Raw genomic sequence first — 19,589 nt, forward strand, 5'->3', positions numbered from 1 at the left:
GCCTCAGCGGTCGAAGTCCAGCTCCACCTTCTCCGTCACCGGATGCGACTGGCAGGCCAGCACATACCCCGCCTCCGTCTCCTCCGCCTCCAGCGCGAAGTTGCGGTCCATGCGCACCTCGCCCGAGACCAGGAAGGCCCGGCACGTCCCGCACACCCCGCCCTTGCAGGCATAGGGGGCATCGGGCCGGTTGCGCAGCACCGTCTCCAGGAGCGACTCGCCGTCGTGCACCGGCCAGGTCCCGCCGCGCCCGTCGAGCCGGGCGGTCACGGTGCTGTGCGCGGGGGCCGAAGCGGTCGTCGCGGGGGCCGCACCAGCGTCCACGTGGAAGATCTCCTCGTGGATCCGGGCCCGGTCCACACCGAGCTCCCGCAGCGCCCGTTCCGCGCCCTGCACCAGCCCGAACGGCCCGCACAGGAACCACCCCGCCACACCGTCCACCGGCAGCAGCGCGGGCAGCAGCCCGGTCAGCCGCTCCTGGTCGAGACGCCCGGACGGCAGGCCGGCCTGCTGCTCCTCCCGGGAGAGCACCGTCACCAGCTGCAGCCGCTCGGGGTAGCGGTCCTTCAGGTCGGCGACCTCCTCCAGGAACATCGTGGAGGCGGCCGTCCGGTCGCTGCGTATCAGGCAGAACCGGGCCGAGGGCTCGCGCGCGAGCAGCGTCGAGGCGATCGACAGCACCGGGGTGATGCCGCTGCCGCCGACGATCGCGGCGTACAGACCGGGCGTGGGCTCCAGCGTGAAGCGTCCGGCCGGGGTCATCACCTCCAGCTCGTCCCCGATGTTCACCTCCTTCAGCGCGTATGTCGAGAAGGCGCCGCCGTCGACCAGCCGCACCCCGACCCGCAGGGTGCTCGGGCCTTCGTCGCCGGGGGCCGGGGAGCAGATCGAGTAGGTCCGCCGGATCTCCGTGCCGTCGACGACCCGGCGCAGGGCGAGGTGCTGGCCCGGCGCGTGCCGGTACTGCTCGCGCAGCTCCGGCGGGACGGTGAGGGTCAGGGCCACGGAGTCGTCGGTGAGCCGGTCGACCGCGGCCACCGGGAGCGGGTGGAAGCGGGCCATCACAGCTCCTTGAAGTGGTCGAACGGTTCGCGGCAGTCGCGGCAGCGCCGCAGCGCCTTGCACGCGGTGGAGGAGAACCGGCTGAGCAGCTCGGTGTCGGCGGATCCGCAGTGCGGACAGCGGACGGGGTCGGACGCGTCGGCCACGGTGCGGGTCGGGCCGAGCCCGAGCGCGACCGGTCCGGCCTCGCGCCGCTCGCGCGGGGGAGCTATGCCGAACTCCCGCAGCTTGCGCCGCCCTTCGGCCGAGATGTCGTCCGTCGACCAGGCGGGTGTCAGCACGGTGCGGACGGTGACTTCCCGCACGCCGTGCTCGCGCAGCACCCGCTCGATGTCCAGGGACATCGCCTCGACGGCCGGGCAGCCGGTGTAGGTCGGGGTCAGCTCGACCTCCACCGCGCCGGTGTCGCGCAGGTGCACCGCGCGCACCACACCCAGCTCCTGAAGGGTGAGTACGGGCAGTTCGGGGTCGGGCACCGAACCGGCGAGCTCCAGGAGTTCCGCCTCCAGCGCGGTCGTCGTCACCATGACGCCCCCGGGTGGCTGCGGTGCAGATGCTGCATCTCGGCGAGCATCCGCCCGAAGGGTTCCGTGTGCAGGCCCTGACGGCCGGCGCCCGCCGACCACGCCCCGGTCCGCGGCCCCTCGGGCACGGCCAGGGTGGCCCGGCCGAGCACGGCGCCCACGGACTCCAGCCAGGCGGCCTCCATACCCGCCCAGTCGGCGTCCAGGCCCTCCACCGGCTGGAACATCTCCCCGGTGAAGCGCCACAGAGCGTCGCACGCCAGCCGCATCCGGTCATGGCTGACGTCCGTGCCGTCGCCGAGCCGCAGCGTCCACTGCTCGGCGTGGTCGCGGTGGTAGGCGACCTCCTTGACGGCCTTGCCGGCGAGCGGCGCGAACGGGCCGTCGCCCGCTGCCAGCTGGGCGTAGAGCAGCTGCTGGTAGGTGGAGAAGTACAGCTGGCGGACGATCGTGTGCGCGAAGTCGCCGTTGGGCTGCTCGACCAGCTGGACGTTGCGGAAGGCGCGCTCCTCGCGCAGATACGCGAGCTCGTCCTCGTCGCCCACCATGGACAGCAGCACCCGGGCCTGGCCGAGCAGGTCCAGCGCGATGTTGGCGAGGGCGACCTCCTCCTCCAGGGCGGGGGCGTGGCCCGCCCACTCCCCCAGCCGGTGCGAGAGCACCAGGGCGTCGTCGCCCAGGGCCAGGGCGGCGGACCGCGCGGGCACGGGGGTCTCGGGTGCCGGGGTCACAGGTGCTTCACCCCTTCCGGGATCTCGTAGAAGGTCGGGTGCCGGTAGGGCTTGTCGGCGGCCGGCTCGAAGAAGGGGTCCTTCTCGTCCGGCGAGGACGCGGTGATCGCGGCGGCCGGGACGACCCAGATCGAGACGCCCTCGCCACGCCGGGTGTACAGGTCACGGGCGTTGCGCAGGGCGAGCTCGGCGTCCGGCGCGTGCAGGCTGCCGGCGTGGGTGTGGGACAGGCCGCGGCGCGAGCGCACGAAGACCTCCCACAGGGGCCAGTCGGTGTTGGTCATGCCTGCGCTCCTCCAGTCCCGCCGGGCCGTGTCCCCGCGGTGTGCTTGGCCGCGTGGACCGCGGCCGCCTCCCTTACCCATGCGCCCTCGTCGTGTGCCCGCCGGCGCTGGGTGATGCGCTGTTCGTTGCACGGGCCGTTGCCCTTGAGGACCTCCCAGAACTCCGACCAGTCGATCGCGCCGAAGTCGTGGTGCCCGTGCTCCTCGTTCCACCGCAGGTCCGGGTCGGGGAGCGTGAGGCCCAGCGACTCGGCCTGGGGGACGCAGATGTCCACGAACCGCTGGCGCAGCTCGTCGTTCGAATGGCGCTTGATCTTCCAGGCCATCGACTGCGCGGAGTGCTGGGACTCGTCGTCGGGCGGGCCGAACATCATCAGGGACGGCCACCACCAGCGATCGACCGCGTCCTGCGCCATCGCGTGCTGCTCCGGCGTGCCGCGGCTCAGGGCGAGCAGCAGCTCGTAGCCCTGGCGCTGGTGGAAGGACTCCTCCTTGCAGACGCGGACCATCGCGCGCGCGTACGGGCCGTACGAGCAGCGGCACAGGGGCACCTGGTTGGTGATCGCGGCGCCGTCCACCAGCCAGCCGATCGCCCCGACGTCCGCCCAGGTCAGGGTGGGGTAGTTGAAGATCGAGGAGTACTTCTGGCGGCCGCTGTGCAGCTTGTCGAGGAGCTCTTCGCGGCTGGTGCCGAGGGTCTCCGCGGCGCTGTAGAGATACAGGCCGTGGCCCGCCTCGTCCTGGACCTTGGCCATGAGGATGGCCTTGCGGCGCAGCGAGGGCGCGCGCGTGATCCAGTTGGCCTCCGGCTGCATGCCGATGATCTCGGAGTGGGCGTGCTGGGCGATCTGCCGGATCAGCGTCGCGCGGTAGGCATCGGGCATCCAGTCCCGGGGCTCGATGCGCTCGTCCGCGGCCACGGCGGCGTCGAACGTGCGCTCGAACGCCGCCGTGTCGACGGTGTCCTGGGCGCCGGACGCCGGTGAACGCGACGTGCTCTGCGCGGCTGCTGTGGCCATGCGGTCCCCCTGATCTCGGGCTCTGACTGAGTGCTCTCCCGACCGATCGTTCGGTCCGTGCTGTTCAATGGTGAAGCGAGCGCCGTGAGGTGTCAACCGCTGTGGACAACCGCCCCAGCAGCCTGTGGACAACTTGCGGTCCTGCTGTGGAGGCGGCGTGCGGCGGGACGTACGACCTTGTGCGACCTGCTGTGATGGCTGCGGCGGACCAGCGATGGCGGGCGCGGGTGCGGGGACCGGGCCGGCGCTGGAGTGGTGCAGGAGTGGCGACGGCCACGTGCTCGGGTGCCTTTACGGGGCTGTGCCCGGCGGGTGGGGCTGAGTACCGTTCCGTGCGAACGCCGAGGAGCGGTGTTCGCGGACCATGCGGCGCCCTGCGGGGACGGGGCGGACGGACGACTGAGCGGGATCGGGGAACGGGGCGGAATGGACGCGTACGACGGAGACTCGAAGGCCCCGCACGGGCCGGACGGGTCGCGCGGGGCGCGTCGACCTGGGACGTCCGACGTCGCCGGGGAGGCCCGTGATGACGGTGAGTCTCCGGAGACCGGTGAGGTCAGTGGGGCTAATGGGGCTCATGAGGCCGCTGCCGACGAGGCCGATGGTGCCGACGAGCCCCGCCAGTCCGACGGCCCCGGCCCCTCGGACTCACCCGAAGCCCCCGGCCCCCACGTCCCGGCCCTGTCCATAGCCCCTGACACCCGGCCCCAGGCCGAGACCGCACCCCCGGCCCCCCGGCCCCCGGCCATGGCCCCACCCCCCGACCCCATCCCCATCCCCCCGATCTCCGTCGCCCCCACCCCCGCACCACCCCGCACCGGAGTCGCCGCCCTCTCCCCCCGCTATCAGATCGGCGCGGCCCTCGCGCTCGCGGTCGTCGCGGTGGTCGCCTGCGTGCACCTCGGGATGGTGTTTCTGCACGTCGCGCCGGCGAACACGGTGACCAAGCAGCACGGCAAGGCGATCGACGAGTGGATCTACCCGGAGTTCGAGCAGAACTGGAAGCTGTTCGCGCCGAACCCGCTGCAGCAGGACATCGCGGTCCAGGTGCGGGCCCAGGTCGTCCTGTCCGACGGCAGCATGACGACCACCGGCTGGTACGACCTGTCCGCGCTGGACGGCGCGGACATCAGGGGGAATCCACTGCCCAGCCACACCGAGCAGAACGAGCTGCGCCGGGCGTGGGACTTCTTCACCGCCACGCACGACGCCTCGAACCGGCCGGTGGGCCTGCGGGGGTCGCTCTCCGAGCAGTACCTGCGCCGGATCGTGGTGATGCGTCTGTACCGGGAGGACCCGGCGAGCCGGGAGGGCACCGTGCAGAGCGTGCAGGTCCGCTCGGAGACCACCAATGTGCCCCCGCCCGAGTGGAGCCATGAGCAGGTCTCCGACAAGCCGGCGTACCGCGTGCTGCCGTGGTGGACGGTCACGGACGACGAGGCCGCCAGGGGTGTGAAGTGAACCGTCTCTTCGTGTGTGTCTCCCGCGGCATCGCCCGGGTCACCGAATCCGCCCTCGGTCCCCACCAGAGCGCCGTGATCCGCATCGGCTTCGCGGGGACCTGGCTGCTGTTCCTGCTGCGCGAGTTCCCCCACCGTCAGGAGCTCTACGGCCCCGACGGACCATGGAGCTGGGACCTCGCCCAGCAGCTGACGAGGGACAACCACGCCTTCACCGCCCTGATGTGGTCCGACGGGCAGGCCTGGTTCGAGACCTTCTATCTGCTGGCCGTCGTGTCGAGCGCCCTGCTGCTCGTGGGCTGGCGCACCCGCACGATGTCCGTGCTGTTCATGCTCGGCGTGCTCTCGCTGCAGAACCGCAGCGTCTTCATGGGCGACGGCGGCGACAACGTGCTGCACCTGATGTCCATCTACCTGGTGTTCACGCGCTGCGGCCAGGTGTGGTCCCTGGACGCGCGCCGGGCGGTGCGCGTGGAAGCGGCACGCGCGCGTGGGGAGCGGGTCACCGACCGGGTGGGACCGGTCCTGTGGGTGGTGCTCGGGCTGGTGTTGAGCGGGGTGACCCTGGCGGGCCGCCTCGGCGGCGGCCGGCTGGTGCCCGCGCTCCTGTGGACGGCGTGGGCGGCGCTCGGCCTGTGGTGGCTGGTCGGCCGCCTCACCAGGCAGGACGAGCCCCGGATCCTGATGGACGTGATCGCCAACGTCCTCCACAACGCCGCCCTGTTCGTGATCACGGCCGAGGCATGTCTGATCTATGCGACGGCCGGCTGGTACAAGATCCAGGGCTCGCGCTGGCAGGACGGCACCGCGGTCTACTACCCGCTCCACCTCGACTACTTCTCACCCTGGCCGTCCCTCGCCGGCCTGCTGTCCTCCAGCGGCACGATGGTGATGCTGGTGACGTACGGGACGGTGATCGTGCAGGTCGCCTTCCCGTTCACGCTGTTCAACCGGCGGGTCAAGAACGTCCTGCTGGCCGTGATGATGACCGAGCACGCCGTGATCGCCGTCGTCCTCGGGCTGCCGTTCTTCTCGCTGGCGATGATCGCCACGGACGCCGTCTTCCTGCCGACGACCTTCCTGCGCCGGCTCGGCGACTGGGCGGCACGCGCGCGTGGGCGAGTGCTCGCCCGCGGGGGCCCCGCGGTGCCGAGGCCTCGCGCCCCGGAGGACGGGGAGCGTCCCCGCGTAGGCTTCACGGCATGACCGACCCTGTGACCCGCTGGCGCGAGCACGCCGGCTCCGCCGTGCTGCTCGACGGCTTCCATGCCCTCAAGCACGCGGTGCGTTTCGGGGCCGAGGTCCTCGTGGCGGTCACCACGGACCGGCGTGCGGCGCTCGCCCTCGCCGACGACCTGGCCCCGGACGTGCGGGACACGCTGGACGCGCTGCTGACCGAGGTGCCGGAGCAGACGTACGCCTCGTTCGTGCCGCGACCGCATCCCACCGGCGTGGCCGCCCTGGCCGTACGACCGTCGCGCGAGGACAATCTGCGGGCGCTCGCCCGGATGCCGCGCACCGCGCCCGTCGTGGTCCTCGACGATCCGCGCAACCTGGGCAACGCCGGGGCCGTGATCCGGCTGGCCGCCGGCTTCGGGGCGACCGGGGTCGTCACCACCGGCACGCTGGACCCCTGGCACCCCACGGTGGTACGCGGCGGGGCGGGGCTGCACTTCGCGACCGCGGTGGAGCGGCTGACGGTGCAAGAGCTGCCGGCCGGGCCGCTGTTCGCGCTCGACCCGGAGGGCGAGGACATCCGGGGCGTGAAGCTGCCGGACGACGCCGTGCTCGCCTTCGGCTCCGAGCGCAGCGGTCTGTCCGCCGAACTGCGCGCGCGGACCGACCACTTGGTGGCGCTGCCGATGCGCCCCCAGGTCTCCAGCTACAACCTCGCGACCAGTGTGGCCATGACGCTGTACCACTGGAGCGCCACCGGGGGCGCATCCCTCGACTCCTAGGCGCCGCTCAGGACTCCCGGCGGACCTCGACGACCCGGAAGCGGTTCGCCACGAACGCGCCGTCGCAGAGTGCCGCGTTGGCCGCCGGGTTGCCGCCCGAGCCGTGGAAGTCGGAGAAGGCGGCGGTCTGGTTGACGTACACCCCGCCGGTGAGGTTGAGCGACAGCTGGGCGGCCTCCTCCAGGCAGACCTCCTCGATCGCCCGCTCGACGTCCTCGTCGGTCGTGTACGCGCCGACGGTCATCGCGCCCTTCTCGCGGATGGTCCGCCGCAGCAGTTCCACGGCGTCGGCCGCCGAGTCGACCGCGACGGCGAAGGAGACGGGGCCGAAGCACTCGCTCATGTAGGCGGCCTCGTCGTCCGGCTTGGCGCCGTCCAGCTTCACGATGACCGGCGTGCGGACCACCGCTCCCGGGAACTCCGGGTTGGCGATCTCGCGGGAGGCGAGGGCCACCTCGCCCAGGCCCGCCGCGGCCTCCAGGCGGGCCTTCACGTCCGGGTTGACGATCGCGCCGAGCAGGGCGTTCGCGCGCGCGTCGTCGCCGAGCAGGCCGTCGACCGCACGGGCGAGGTCGGCGACGACCTCGTCGAAGGTCTTGGGACCCTCGTCGGTGCGGATGCCGTCGCGGGGGATCAGCAGGTTCTGCGGGGTGGTGCACATCTGGCCGCTGTACAGGGACAGCGAGAAGGCCAGGTTGGACAGCATGCCCTTGTAGTTGCCGGCCGACTCCACGATCACCGTGTTGACGCCGGCCTTCTCCGTGTAGACCTGCGCCTGGCGGGCGCTGGCCTCCAGCCAGTCGCCGAACGCCGTCGAGCCGGTGTAGTCGATGATCCTGATCTCGGGGCGGACCGCGAGCGCCTTGGCGATGCCCTCGCCGGGCCGCTCGGCGGTCAGCGCGACCAGGTTCGGGTCGAAGCCCGCCTCGGCGAGCACGTCGCGGGCGATCCGCACGGTCAGCGCGAGCGGCAGCACCGCGCGCGGGTGCGGCTTGACCAGGACCGCGTTGCCGGTGGCGAGGGAGGCGAACAGGCCCGGGTAGCCGTTCCACGTCGGGAAGGTGTTGCAGCCGATGACCAGCGCGATGCCGCGCGGCACCGGTGTGAACTGCTTGGTCAGCGCGAGCGGGTCGCGCTTGCCCTGGGGCTTGGTCCACTCCGCGGTGTCGGGCGTGCGGACCTGCTCCACGTACGCGTACGCCACCGCCTCCAGGCCGCGGTCCTGCGCGTGCGGGCCGCCCGCCTGGAACGCCATCATGAACGCCTGGCCGCTGGTGTGCATGACCGCGTGCGCGAACTGGTGCGTGCGGTCGCTGATCCGCTTGAGGATCTCCAGACAGACCACCGCGCGCACTTCCGCGCCCGCGTCCCGCCATGCGCGCTGTCCGGCCTTCATGGCGGGCAGCAGCGTGTCGAGGTCGGCCCGCGGGTAGGTCACACCCAGCTCGATGCCGTACGGCGACACCTCGCCGCCCACCCAGTCGTCGATGCCGGGCTGGTCGGTCAGGTCGAGCCGGTTGCCCAGGAGGGCCTCGAAGGCGGCCTTGCCGGCTTCCGCGTCCAGACTGCCGTGCTCGCCGTACGCCTTCGGGTGCTCGGGGTGCGGGGACCAGTACGCGCGCGTGCGGATGGCCTCCAGCGCCTGGTCGAGAGTCGGCCGGTGCTTGGCGATCAACTCGTGCGCGGTCAGTTCGGAGGCCATGCGGGACCAACTCCTCGTCTCAAGAGCTCCTCGTCGAGCTCATGACCTGTGCGGAAACAGAGGCGGGAACAGGCGGACAGAGTTAGAGTAACCGAACGATCGGTCGGGACAAGGGGGCCTGCCGCATCTGTGGAAAACCCCGTGCGGGAGGATCGCGCACATGACAGCACTGGACCTCAGCAGCCCCGTCGCCGTCGTGGGCACCGGCACCATGGGCCAGGGCATCGCCCAGGTCGCGCTGGTCGCGGGCCACCCCGTGCGCCTGTACGACGCCCTCCCCGGGCGGGCCCGGGCCGCGGCCGAAGCGATCGGCGCCCGCCTCGACCGGCTCGTCGAGAAGGACCGGCTCGCCGCCGCCGACCGCGACGCGGCCCGGGCGCGCCTGCTGCCCGCGCAGGACCTGGCCGAACTCGCGGACTGCGCGCTGGTCGTGGAGGCCGTCCTGGAGCGGCTGGACGTCAAGCAGGAGCTCTTCCGCGCGCTGGAGGACATCGTCGCGGACGACTGTCTGCTCGCCACCAACACCTCGTCCCTGTCGGTGACGGCCATCGGCGGCGCCCTGCGCAACGCCTCCCGCTTCGTGGGTCTGCACTTCTTCAACCCGGCCCCGCTGCTGCCGCTGGTCGAGGTCGTCTCCGGGTTCGCCACCGACGTCACGTCGGCCACGCGCGCGTACGAGACCGCCCGCGCCTGGGGCAAGACGCCGGTGGCCTGCGCCGACACCCCCGGCTTCATCGTCAACCGCCTCGCCCGGCCCTTCTACGCCGAGGCCTTCGCCGTCTACGAGTCCCAGGCCGCCGACCCGGCCACCATCGACGCGGTGCTGCGCGAGTCCGGCGGCTTCCGGATGGGCGCCTTCGAGCTGACCGACCTGATCGGGCAGGACGTCAACGAGTCCGTCACGCACTCCGTGTGGCAGTCCTTCTTCCAGGACGTCCGCTTCACGCCGTCCCTGGCCCAGCGGCGCCTGGTCGAGTCCGGTCGGCTGGGCCGCAAGTCCGGGCACGGCTGGTACGACTACGCCGACGACGCCGAGCGCTCCGAGCCGCACACCGCCGACAGGGCGACGCCGCCCGCCTACGTCGTCGCCGAGGGCGGCCTGGGCCCGGCGGCCGAACTGCTGACCCTGACCCGCGAGGCGGGCATCCCGGTCCGCGAGGAGGAAGAGGACCACGGCACCCGGCTGGTGCTGCCCAGCGGCGGCACGCTGGCGCTGGCCGACGGGCAGACCTCCGTCGAGTTCCGCGACGTCGTCTACTTCGACCTGGCGCTCGACTACCGCAGGGCCACCCGCATCGCCCTGTCCGCCTCGAAGGACACCGCGCCGCAGACCCTGTCCGAGGCCATCGGTCTGTTCCAGGCGCTCGGCAAGGACGTCAGCGTCATCGGCGACGTCCCCGGCATGATCGTCGCCCGCACGGTCGCCCGGTTCATCGACCTGGCGCACGACGCCGTCGCCAAGGGCGTGGCCACCGAGGAGGACATCGACACCGCGATGCGCCTCGGCGTCAACTACCCGCTCGGCCCCTTCGAGTGGAGCCGCAGGCTCGGCCGTGACTTCGCCTACGACCTCCTGGACGACCTGCACCTGCGCGACCCGTCCGGACGCTACGCGCCGTCCCTCGCGCTCTACCGCCACGCGTACGCCACCGAGAAGCGGGAGGGCACCCCATGACCACCGCCAAGCGCGACACCTACACCCCCGAGTCGCTGCTCTCCGTCGCCGTCCGGGTCTTCAACGAGCGTGGCTACGACGGCACCTCCATGGAGCATCTGTCCAAGGCGGCCGGCATCTCCAAGTCGTCGATCTACCACCATGTCGCCGGCAAGGAGGAACTGCTGCGCCGCGCCGTCAGCCGGGCGCTGGAGGGGCTCTTCGGGATCCTCGACGAGGAGCACGCGCGCGTGGGGCGCCCCGCCGACCGCCTGGAGTACGTCGTGAGGCGCATGGTCGAGGTGCTCATAGCCGAGCTGCCCTATGTGACGCTGCTGCTGCGCGTGCGCGGCAACACCGACACCGAGCGGTGGGCCCTGGAGCGCCGGCGCGACTTCGACCACCGGGTCGCCGAGCTGCTGAAGGCGGCGGCCGCCGACGGGGACGTCCGCGGTGACGTGGAGGTGCGCCTCGCCACCCGGCTGGTGTTCGGGATGATCAACTCGGTGGCCGAGTGGTACCGGCCGGACGGGCGGGGCGCCAGCGACCGGGAAGTGGCCGACGCCGTGGTGCAGCTGGCCTTCGGAGGCCTGCGCCGGGCCGGATGAGCCGCCAGGTCAGCCCTCGGGCTCCAGGTCCTCCTCCTCGAACACCAGCAGGGTCCGTGTGCTGAGCACCTCCGGGATCGCCTGGAGCCGGGTGAGCACCAGCTCCCGCAGCGCCCTGTTGTCCGGCGTGTGCACCAGCAGCAGCACGTCGAAGTCGCCGCCCACCAGCGCGATGTGGGAGGCGCCCGGCAGCAGTCTGAGCTGCTCGCGCACCGTGCGCCAGGTGTTCTGCACGATCTTCAGGGTGATGTACGCCGACGTTCCCTGCCCGGCGCGCTCATGGTCGACGCGGGCGCGGAAACCGCGGATGACACCGTCCTCGACGAGACGGTTGATACGGGCGTAGGCATTGGCGCGGGAGACGTGGACACGCTCGGCGACGGACCGTATCGACGCACGGCCGTCCGCCTGGAGGATCTGCAGGATGTCCCGATCAATGGCGTCCAGCGGGCGCGGGGGCGGCAGGACGACGCCGGCTTCCGGGCCCTCGGCCATTTGTTCAGATGCCATGTCCCCCCGCCTTCCCGCCGTGGACGTACTGCGTTCATTCCAGGTTGTGGAGAACCGTTTGTCCACAGCCTGGAGGCGCCTGTAGCCAAAATGTGCCGACGACCGAACAATCGGTAGGTGAGGCGAGTCACAGGGGACGCGCCTCCCGTAGCCACTCCCACGAGGAGGTGCCGTCATGACGGTCATGGAGCAGCGGGGCGCGTACCGGCCTTCGCCGCCGCCCGCCTGGCAGCCCCGTATGGACCCCGCGCCGCTGCTGCCCGACGCCGAGCCGTACCGCGTCCTCGGCACCGAGGCGGCGGCGAAGGCCGACCCGGAGCTGCTGCGCCGGCTGTACGCCCAGCTGGTGCGCGGCCGTCGTTACAACGCGCAGGCCACCGCCCTGACCAAGCAGGGCCGCCTCGCCGTCTACCCCTCCAGCACCGGCCAGGAAGCCTGCGAGGTCGCCGCCGCGCTGGCCCTCCAGGAGCAGGACTGGCTCTTCCCGAGCTACCGCGACACGCTCGCGGCCGTCGCCCGCGGAGTCGACCCCGTCGAGGCACTCACCCTGCTGCGCGGCGACTGGCACACCGGCTACGACCCGCACACGCACCGCGTCGCCCCTCTGTGCACCCCCCTCGCCACCCAGCTGCCGCACGCCGTGGGCCTCGCCCACGCCGCCCGCCTCAAGGGCGACGACGTGGTCGCGCTCGCCCTGGTCGGCGACGGCGGCACCAGCGAGGGCGACTTCCATGAGGCGCTGAACTTCGCCGCCGTCTGGCAGGCGCCGGTCGTCTTCCTGGTCCAGAACAACGGCTTCGCGATCTCCGTCCCGCTCGCCAAGCAGACCGCCGCCCCCTCCCTGGCCCACAAGGCCGTCGGGTACGGCATGCCGGGCCGCCTGGTCGACGGCAACGACGCCGCGGCCGTGCACGAGGTGCTAAGCGACGCCGTACGGCACGCGCGCGCGGGCGGCGGCCCGACCCTCATCGAGGCGGTGACGTACCGCATCGAGGCCCACACCAATGCCGACGACGCGACCCGCTACCGCGGTGACGCCGAGGTCGAGGCCTGGCGCGAGCACGACCCGATCCAGCTGCTGGAGCGGGAGCTGACCGCCCGCGGGCTGCTCGACGAGGACGGCATGCGGGCCGCGCGCGAGGACGCCGAGGCGATGGCCGCCGACCTGCGCGAGCGCATGAACCGGGACCCGCAGCTCGACCCCATGGACCTGTTCGACCACGTGTACGCCGAGCCCACCCCGCAACTGCGGGAGCAGCGCGCTCTGCTGGCGGCCGAGCTCGCGGCCGAGCAGGAAGGCGGTCACCGATGACCACCGTCGCCGTCAAGCCCGCCACGATGGCGCAGGCCCTCACGCGCGCGATGCGCGACGCGATGGCCGCCGACCCCACCGTGCACGTCATGGGCGAGGACGTCGGCACGCTCGGCGGTGTCTTCCGGGTCACCGACGGGCTCGCCAAGGAGTTCGGCGAGGACCGCTGCACGGACACCCCGCTCGCCGAGGCGGGCATTCTCGGCACGGCCGTCGGCATGGCCATGTACGGACTGCGCCCGGTCGTGGAGATGCAGTTCGACGCCTTCGCCTACCCGGCGTTCGAGCAGCTCGTCAGCCATGTCGCCCGCATGCGCAACCGCACGCGCGGCACCATGCCGCTGCCGATCACCATCCGCGTCCCCTACGGCGGCGGCATCGGCGGCGTCGAGCACCACAGCGACTCCTCCGAGGCGTACTACATGGCCACTTCGGGCCTCCATGTCGTCACGCCCGCGACCGTCGCCGACGCCTACGGACTGCTGCGCGCCGCCATCGCCTCCGACGACCCGGTCGTCTTCCTGGAGCCCAAGCGGCTCTACTGGTCGAAGGACACCTGGAACCCCGAGCACCCGACGGCCGTTGAACCGATCGGCCGCGCCGTGGTGCGGCGCACGGGCCGCAGTGCCACGCTCCTCACGTACGGCCCGTCCGTCCCCGTCTGCCTCGAAGCCGCCGAGGCGGCCCAGGCGGAGGGCTGGGACCTCGAAGTCGTCGACCTGCGCTCCCTGGTGCCGTTCGACGACGAGACGGTCTGCGCCTCGGTGCGCCGCACCGGACGCGCGGTCGTCGTGCACGAGTCGGGCGGATTCGGCGGACCGGGCGGCGAGATCGCGGCCCGGGTCACGGAGCGCTGCTTCCACCACCTGGAGGCGCCGGTGCTGCGCGTGGCCGGGTTCGACATCCCCTACCCGCCGCCGATGCTGGAGCGGCACCACCTGCCCGGCGTCGACCGGATCCTGGACGCCGTGGCGCGTCTGCAGTGGGAGGCCGAGGGCTGATGGCACAGGTGCTGGAGTTCAGGCTCCCCGACCTCGGGGAGGGGCTCACCGAGGCGGAGATCGTCCGCTGGCTGGTGCAGGTCGGTGACGTCGTCGCCGTCGACCAGCCGGTCGTCGAGGTCGAGACGGCCAAGGCGATGGTCGAGGTCCCCTGCCCGTACGGCGGCGTGGTCACCGCCCGCTTCGGCGAGGAGGGCACGGAACTTCCCGTGGGCGCACCGCTGCTGACGGTGGCCGTCGGATCGGCCGCCCCTGCCGGTGAGACCGAGGGTTCGGGCAATGTGCTGGTCGGATACGGCACGTCGGAGGCGCCGGCGCGGCGCCGCAGGGTGCGTCCGGCACCGGTCCCGTCCGTCACGCGCAACGGTGCGAGCGGCGCCCCGGGCGCAGCGTCCGACGCGGCCGTGTCGAGCGGTACGACCGCGGTGAACGACACGACCGCAGCGGTCGGTACGACCGCCGGGCGCGCGGGCACCGCGTACACCGGCGGCCCCGTTCCCGTGATCTCCCCGCTCGTCCGCCGGCTCGCTCGTGAGAACGGCCTCGACCTGCGGCAGCTCGTGGGTTCCGGCCCCGAGGGGCTGATCCTGCGGGCGGACGTCGAGGGCGCGCTCAAGGCCAGGACCGCGCACGCCGTCCCCGCGGCCCAGCCCGCGACGGCCGTCCCCGCGTCCTCCTCGGTGCCGAGCGCCGCAGGCACCCGCATCCCCCTCAAGGGCATCCGCGGCACGGTCGCCGACAAGCTCTCCCGCAGCCGCCGGGAGATCCCGGACGCCACCTGTTGGGTGGACGCGGACGCCACGGAGCTCATGCGCGCGCGGACGGCCATGAACGCGGCCGGAGGACCGAAGATCTCCCTCCTCGCGCTCCTCGCCCGGATCTGCACCGCCGCCCTCGCCCGGTTCCCCGAGCTCAACTCCACTGTGGACCTGGAGGCCCGCGAGATCGTCCGGCTGGACCAGGTGCACATCGGGTTCGCCGCGCAGACCGAGCGCGGGCTCGTCGTGCCCGTCGTACGGGACGCGCACGCGCGGGACGCGGAGGGGCTGACCGCCGAGTTCGCGCGGCTGACCGAGGCCGCGCGGGCGGGGACGCTGACGCCCGGGGAACTCACCGGCGGGACCTTCACGTTGAACAACTACGGGGTGTTCGGCGTCGACGGCTCCACACCGATCATCAACCACCCCGAGGCGGCCATGCTCGGCGTCGGCCGCATCATTCCCAAGCCCTGGGTGCACGAGGGCGAGCTCGCCGTGCGGCAGGTCGTCCAGCTCTCGCTCACCTTCGACCACCGGGTGTGCGACGGCGGCACGGCGGGCGGCTTCCTGAGGTACGTGGCGGACTGCGTGGAACAGCCGGCGGTGCTCCTGCGCACCCTGTGACCGGTTCCCTGTGATCGGGGAGGCATTCCCTGTGATCAGGGAGGCACGCATACTCGGAGGGTGACCGCCTCCGAGCCCGCCGACCCCGGCCCCGACGTGCCGTACGACGGCGCGCCCGCACACGCCGATGTGCCCGACGACGCCGCGTCGTACGCCGATGTGCCCTACGACGCCGCGTCGTACGCCGATGTGCCCTACGACGCCGTCGTGCTCGCCGGTGGTGCCGCCCGACGCCTCGGCGGGGTGGACAAACCCGCCGTGCGGGTCGGCGGGCGCCCGCTGCTCGACCGGGTGCTCGCGGCCTGCGCCGGAGCGCGTACGACCGTCGTGGTGGCCGAACCGCGGCCGACCGCCCGTCCGGTGCGGTGGGCCCGCGAGGAGCCGCCCGGCGGCGGACCGGTCGCCGCGCTCGACGCCGGGCTCCGGCACACCGCGACCCAGGCCGTCCCCACGGAGGATGTCCCGACGCAGGACGTGCCGACGCAGGACATCCCGACGGAGGACGCCCCGGAGCACGCGCCGGGCGGCGCCGAGTTCACCCTGGTGTTCTCCGCCGACCTGCCCTTCCTCGAAGAGGCCACGGTGCGCCGGCTGGTGACGGCCCTGCGCACCAGCGGCGCCGAGGGCGCGCTGCTCAGCGACGCGGACGGCCGCGACCAGCCGCTCGTCGCCGCGTACCGTACGGCCGCCCTGCGCCGTGAGCTCGCGGCGCTCGCGGACCGGCACGGCGGCCTCGTCGGGCTGCCCCTGCGCCGGCTGACCGGCGCGCTCGACCTCACCCGTGTCCCGGACCCGCTCGCCTCCTTCGACTGCGACACCTGGGACGACATAGCCACCGCCAGAGCACGCATCAGGGAGCATGGGTACGTGTTGGATGAATGGATCTCCGCAGTCAAGGACGAACTGGGCATCGACCTGGACGTCGACACCGGCGTCCTGCTCGACCTCGCGCGCGACGCCGCCCATGGAGTGGCCCGCCCCGCCGCCCCGCTGACCACCTTCCTCGTCGGCTATGCGGCCGCGCAGGGCAAGGGCGGCCCCGAGGCGGTCGCAGAGGCCGCCCGCAAGGCGACGGCTCTGGCGCTGCGCTGGGAGGAAGAGAACGGCTCCCCGCAGCCCGCCCCGGGCCCGGACGCCGGATGACCGCCCACGGCAGCCGGGCCGGCGCACACACCGAGGACACCGACGACCTCGACGTCGAGGAGGCGCTCGCCCTCGTGAGGGAACCCAAGGAAGACCGCGGTCCCGCCCCGGGCGGCCACGTACCCGCGCCCGCCTCCGACGCCGGGCGCGCCTCGGACGACGCTCACCACAAGGCCACCCCCTGGCCCAGGGCCCGCGAGATCGCCGCCCGTGCCGCCCGCTCCGGCGCCCGCCGCGCCCCGGTCTCCGTGCCGCTCGGCGACGCCCTCGGCCTGGCCCTGGCCACCCCGCTCGACGCGCTCACCGACCTTCCCTCCTTCGACACCTCCGCGATGGACGGCTGGGCGGTCGCCGGACCCGGCCCCTGGGCCGTACGGGAGAAGGGCGTTCTGGCCGGGCACGCGCAGCCGGAGCCGCTGACGGACGGGGAGGCGGTACGGATCGCGACCGGCGCCCGTGTCCCGCCCGACACCACGGCCGTCCTGCGCAGCGAGCACGGCCGCATCGACGCCAAGGGCCGTCTGCACCCCACCCGGGAGGTGGGCCACGGCCAGGACATCCGCCCCCGTGGCCAGGAGTGCCGCAGCGGCGACCAGTTGCTGCCCGTCGGCACCCTCGTCACCCCCGCCGTACTGGGCCTCGCCGCGGCCGCCGGATACGACATCGTCACCGTGATCCCCCGCCCCCGTGCCGAAGTGCTCGTCCTGGGCGACGAGTTGCTCACCGAAGGGCTCCCGCGCGAGGGGCTCATCCGTGACGCGCTCGGCCCGATGCTGCCGTCCTGGCTGCGCGCGCTCGGCGCCGACGTCACCTCGGTACGCCGGATCGGCGACGACGCCGAGGCCCTGCACAAGGCCATCACCTCGTCCGACGCCGACCTCGTCGTCACCACCGGCGGCACCGCGTCCGGCCCCGTCGACCACGTCCACCCCACCCTGCGGCGCATCGGCGCCGAACTGCTCGTCGACGGCGTCAAGGTGCGCCCCGGCCACCCCATGCTGCTGGCTCGCACCAAGGAGAACCAGCACCTCGTCGGCCTGCCCGGAAACCCCCTCGCGGCCGTCTCCGGCCTGCTCACGCTCGCCGAACCCCTGCTGCGGACCCTCGCCGCCCACCCGGCCCCCGAGCCCTACACGCTGCCGCTGCGGGAGACGGTGCACGGGCATCCGTACGACACCCGGCTCATCCCCGTGGTGCTGCGCGGCGACGGTGCCGCGCCGGTGCACTACAACGGCCCGGCGATGCTGCGCGGCATCGCCGCCGCCGACGCGCTCGCGGTCGTACCACCCGGTGGCGCCGGGCAGGGGCAGGAGACGGAACTGCTCGACCTGCCCTGGGCGAGCGCGGGAATCGGGGTGTGTTTCACGTGAAACTTCCGGGTCATGACGCCATAGCCCGCCAGGCGGGCGAACAACTGGTGACCCATCAGGTGAAGCTCCCGAAGAAGGTGGTGGAGCGCCCGATCCGCCAGGTCGCCAAACGCCTGGCGATGGCCCTGCTGGTGCTGGTCGCGACCGCGTTGATCGTCTATGCCGACCGCGACGGCTACAACGACAACTCCGACGGCTCCGTCGATCTCCTCGACGCGTTCTACTACGCGACGGTCACCCTCTCCACCACCGGATACGGCGACATCACCCCGGTCGGCGACGGTGCCCGGCTCACCAACATCTTCGTCATCACGCCCCTGCGTGTGCTGTTCCTGATCATTCTCGTCGGCACCACGCTGGAGGTGCTCACCGAGCGCACCCGTGAGGAATGGCGCCTGAATCGCTGGAGTCAACGATTTGCTGGATGTACCACCACACGGTTGAGCACACACCTCGGGCCCGGCCTCCTGGTGGAAGCCGGGCCCGGTCCGGTCGGTTGCTGGTGAATCAGAGCGATTCAGCCTGTCGCCGTGGGGGTCTCCTCCTACGCGGGCTCACCACGGCCGATGGTCATTGACCAGCGCACGGATGAGGGGGCCTCGACCGAGACGACGCCGCTGCGGTCCACTCCGCCGACGCCCACCTGGTTGTAGGTGGTGCTGACCTGGTCGGCGAGACACTCCAGCGGGAAGGTGACGTGCACGGACCGCACCGCGACCTTGATCTTGCCTGCGCCCTGGCAGCGGACCGCGACGATCAGCGCGTCCCCCTTCTTGCCCTTGCTGAAGGCGGTGCTCGCGTTCCCGGTGGTCACCTTCTGGCGGCCGGCGAGTGTTTCGTCGGCGTCCAGCTCCGGGGGCTTCCGGACGGATGGCTGTGCACTGCTGTCCGGAGTGGTCGTTGCCGTCGGCGAACCCGGCGCGGACGAACTTGTGGGCTGCGAAGGCTTCTTGGCCTTGCTGTGATCCGAGGTGCAGCCAGTGAGCGGGGCGAGCAGCGCAGCACACGCGATGCTCAGTCCTGCGAGGGTTCGGAGGGACATGTCAGCTTTCCCAGATGTGCCAGCCGACGCGGTGCGGCGTGTAGACGGTCACCTTCTTCTTAGTGCCCTTGACGCAGTTGGCGTGCGTGTACTGGTTGTACCCGTAGCTCTTCAGCCGGTAGACACCGTAGCGGCCGAAGGTGGTCTTGTGCGAGGGAGTGTCCACGCTGACGGTGTTGCCGATCTTGGCGGTGAGGGACACGGAGACGTTCACTCCCCACTTGCCCTCGACTTCCGTGACCAACGACTTCGCGGTCACTTTCAGTTCACCGCTGACGGCGATACCGACCGTGCCCGACGTCTCGGAAACGAACGTGGACTTGGCCGTGTGGGGGGTGCTGTTGTAGTTGGACTGCTCCGCCCCCACGCCCTTGTGGTAGTCCTTCTTCTTGCTTGTGGGGTAGTAGTACCAACCTGCTTCGCAGACGCGGCCGGACGGGATGTTGGCCCCCTCGTCTTCGGTGTCGGAGGGCGCAGCCGCAGGCGTGTCGGGGGCGCCCTCAATGAGATCCGCCTCCTCCGGCTGGTCCGGCGGGGTCGTAGCGATGGTGGTGTCATTCGCGGCGGGTGCCGAATCGTCTGCGAGCGCCGGACCCCCGCCGGCGAGGAGGGCAACAGCGATGGCAGGCACGAGCAGAGCCGCCTTGGATGTGCGCATGACATTTTCTCCTTGGTCAGGGGAGTTAACGTGCCGCGATCGATTGCTTACCGGCACTGACGGGATCATGTCAGTGAGGGGCCCTGCGCTTCTCGGACAGCGGTGTTGAGGGTTCTCCTTATGCCGCTGCCTGCAACTCCTCGTACTCGGCGTGGACTTCTGCGGGAGT

At 72.2% G+C, this 19,589-nt stretch carries 19 protein-coding genes and 1 pseudogene; 11 read left to right on the plus strand and 9 right to left on the minus strand.

Annotation, left to right across the window (positions count from 1 at the left end; all coding sequences use genetic code 11):
* Positions 1-3: 3 nt before the first annotated feature.
* From ACFY1J_RS36615 to paaA, 5 genes are read right to left on the minus strand one after another with little or no spacing between them, the layout of a single operon-like run.
* Positions 4-1,062, minus strand: a complete 1,059-nt coding sequence (locus ACFY1J_RS36615) for a 2Fe-2S iron-sulfur cluster-binding protein (protein ID WP_390708284.1) — start codon at positions 1,060-1,062, stop codon at positions 4-6.
* Complete coding sequence (paaD, locus tag ACFY1J_RS36620) at positions 1,062-1,589, minus strand: 1,2-phenylacetyl-CoA epoxidase subunit PaaD (protein ID WP_390708283.1); 528 nt, start codon at positions 1,587-1,589, stop codon at positions 1,062-1,064. Before paaD ends, ACFY1J_RS36615 begins: the two co-directional genes overlap by 1 nt.
* Positions 1,583-2,317 carry a 1,2-phenylacetyl-CoA epoxidase subunit PaaC gene (gene paaC / locus ACFY1J_RS36625; RefSeq protein ID WP_390708282.1) on the minus strand — a complete coding sequence of 245 codons (735 nt, stop codon included), beginning with the start codon at positions 2,315-2,317 and terminating at the stop codon, positions 1,583-1,585. The genes paaD and paaC overlap by 7 nt, the downstream gene beginning before the upstream one ends.
* A complete protein-coding gene (gene paaB, locus ACFY1J_RS36630) occupies positions 2,314-2,601 on the minus strand; it encodes a 1,2-phenylacetyl-CoA epoxidase subunit PaaB (protein WP_094218582.1) in 288 nt (95 codons plus the stop codon). Before paaB ends, paaC begins: the two co-directional genes overlap by 4 nt.
* Positions 2,598-3,620, minus strand: coding sequence for a 1,2-phenylacetyl-CoA epoxidase subunit PaaA (gene paaA / locus ACFY1J_RS36635; protein WP_390708281.1), 1,023 nt, complete (start codon positions 3,618-3,620; stop codon positions 2,598-2,600). Before paaA ends, paaB begins: the two co-directional genes overlap by 4 nt.
* Before the next feature lie 426 nt (positions 3,621-4,046).
* Between paaA and ACFY1J_RS36640 the strand changes: the two genes are divergently transcribed.
* From ACFY1J_RS36640 to ACFY1J_RS36650, 3 genes are read left to right on the plus strand one after another with little or no spacing between them, the layout of a single operon-like run.
* Entirely contained in the window at positions 4,047-5,081 is a 1,035-nt protein-coding gene (locus ACFY1J_RS36640; RefSeq protein ID WP_390708553.1) for a DUF5819 family protein, read from the plus strand.
* On the plus strand, positions 5,078-6,286 hold the full coding sequence (locus ACFY1J_RS36645; RefSeq protein ID WP_390708280.1) for an HTTM domain-containing protein: 1,209 nt from the start codon (positions 5,078-5,080) through the stop codon (positions 6,284-6,286). Before ACFY1J_RS36640 ends, ACFY1J_RS36645 begins: the two co-directional genes overlap by 4 nt.
* Positions 6,283-7,038, plus strand: coding sequence for a TrmH family RNA methyltransferase (locus tag ACFY1J_RS36650; protein ID WP_390708279.1), 756 nt, complete (start codon positions 6,283-6,285; stop codon positions 7,036-7,038). Before ACFY1J_RS36645 ends, ACFY1J_RS36650 begins: the two co-directional genes overlap by 4 nt.
* 7 nt (positions 7,039-7,045) lie before the next feature.
* Here the strand turns inward: ACFY1J_RS36650 and paaN are convergent, their stop codons facing one another.
* The gene (gene paaN / locus ACFY1J_RS36655; protein ID WP_390708278.1) at positions 7,046-8,740 is read right to left on the minus strand and encodes a phenylacetic acid degradation protein PaaN; all 1,695 of its coding nucleotides are present in this window, start codon (positions 8,738-8,740) and stop codon (positions 7,046-7,048) included.
* A 160-nt stretch (positions 8,741-8,900) separates the two neighbouring features.
* On the opposite strand from paaN, the gene ACFY1J_RS36660 reads away from it, so the two are divergent.
* Both ACFY1J_RS36660 and ACFY1J_RS36665 read left to right on the plus strand, forming a co-directional pair.
* Positions 8,901-10,415 (plus strand): 3-hydroxyacyl-CoA dehydrogenase, encoded by a 1,515-nt coding sequence (locus tag ACFY1J_RS36660; protein ID WP_390732709.1) that lies wholly within the window; start codon positions 8,901-8,903, stop codon positions 10,413-10,415.
* Entirely contained in the window at positions 10,412-11,002 is a 591-nt protein-coding gene (locus tag ACFY1J_RS36665) for a TetR/AcrR family transcriptional regulator (protein WP_390708276.1), read from the plus strand. Before ACFY1J_RS36660 ends, ACFY1J_RS36665 begins: the two co-directional genes overlap by 4 nt.
* Positions 11,003-11,011: 9 nt before the next feature.
* Here the strand turns inward: ACFY1J_RS36665 and ACFY1J_RS36670 are convergent, their stop codons facing one another.
* Positions 11,012-11,497 carry an Lrp/AsnC family transcriptional regulator gene (locus tag ACFY1J_RS36670; protein WP_390708552.1) on the minus strand — a complete coding sequence of 162 codons (486 nt, stop codon included), beginning with the start codon at positions 11,495-11,497 and terminating at the stop codon, positions 11,012-11,014.
* A 190-nt stretch (positions 11,498-11,687) separates the two neighbouring features.
* Here ACFY1J_RS36670 and pdhA point away from each other — a divergent pair, with 190 nt between their 5' ends.
* The 6 genes and pseudogenes from pdhA to ACFY1J_RS36700 form a co-directional block, all read left to right on the plus strand.
* A complete protein-coding gene (pdhA, locus tag ACFY1J_RS36675; RefSeq protein ID WP_390708275.1) occupies positions 11,688-12,824 on the plus strand; it encodes a pyruvate dehydrogenase (acetyl-transferring) E1 component subunit alpha in 1,137 nt (378 codons plus the stop codon).
* Complete coding sequence (locus ACFY1J_RS36680; protein WP_390708274.1) at positions 12,821-13,825, plus strand: alpha-ketoacid dehydrogenase subunit beta; 1,005 nt, start codon at positions 12,821-12,823, stop codon at positions 13,823-13,825. The genes pdhA and ACFY1J_RS36680 overlap by 4 nt, the downstream gene beginning before the upstream one ends.
* Entirely contained in the window at positions 13,825-15,207 is a 1,383-nt protein-coding gene (locus ACFY1J_RS36685) for a dihydrolipoamide acetyltransferase family protein (protein WP_390732710.1), read from the plus strand. Before ACFY1J_RS36680 ends, ACFY1J_RS36685 begins: the two co-directional genes overlap by 1 nt.
* Positions 15,208-15,366: 159 nt before the next feature.
* Positions 15,367-16,350 (plus strand): NTP transferase domain-containing protein, encoded by a 984-nt coding sequence (locus tag ACFY1J_RS36690; protein ID WP_390708551.1) that lies wholly within the window; start codon positions 15,367-15,369, stop codon positions 16,348-16,350.
* Positions 16,347-17,720, plus strand: a complete 1,374-nt coding sequence (locus ACFY1J_RS36695; RefSeq protein ID WP_390708272.1) for a molybdopterin molybdotransferase MoeA — start codon at positions 16,347-16,349, stop codon at positions 17,718-17,720. Before ACFY1J_RS36690 ends, ACFY1J_RS36695 begins: the two co-directional genes overlap by 4 nt.
* Positions 17,717-18,127 (plus strand): annotated as a pseudogene (locus tag ACFY1J_RS36700) (potassium channel family protein); the annotation flags it as partial. The gene ACFY1J_RS36695 and the pseudogene ACFY1J_RS36700, both read left to right, overlap by 4 nt.
* Positions 18,128-18,264: 137 nt before the next feature.
* On the opposite strand, the gene ACFY1J_RS36705 reads toward ACFY1J_RS36700, so the two are convergent.
* Entirely contained in the window at positions 18,265-18,762 is a 498-nt protein-coding gene (locus tag ACFY1J_RS36705) for a hypothetical protein (RefSeq protein WP_390708271.1), read from the minus strand.
* A gap of 1 nt (position 18,763) precedes the next feature.
* On the minus strand, positions 18,764-19,420 hold the full coding sequence (locus ACFY1J_RS36710) for a hypothetical protein (RefSeq protein ID WP_390708270.1): 657 nt from the start codon (positions 19,418-19,420) through the stop codon (positions 18,764-18,766).
* Positions 19,421-19,589 lie beyond the last annotated feature (169 nt).

The organism is Streptomyces sp. NPDC001406 (assembly GCF_042895285.1).
In the GTDB taxonomy this organism is placed as follows: Bacteria; Actinomycetota; Actinomycetes; order Streptomycetales; family Streptomycetaceae; genus Streptomyces.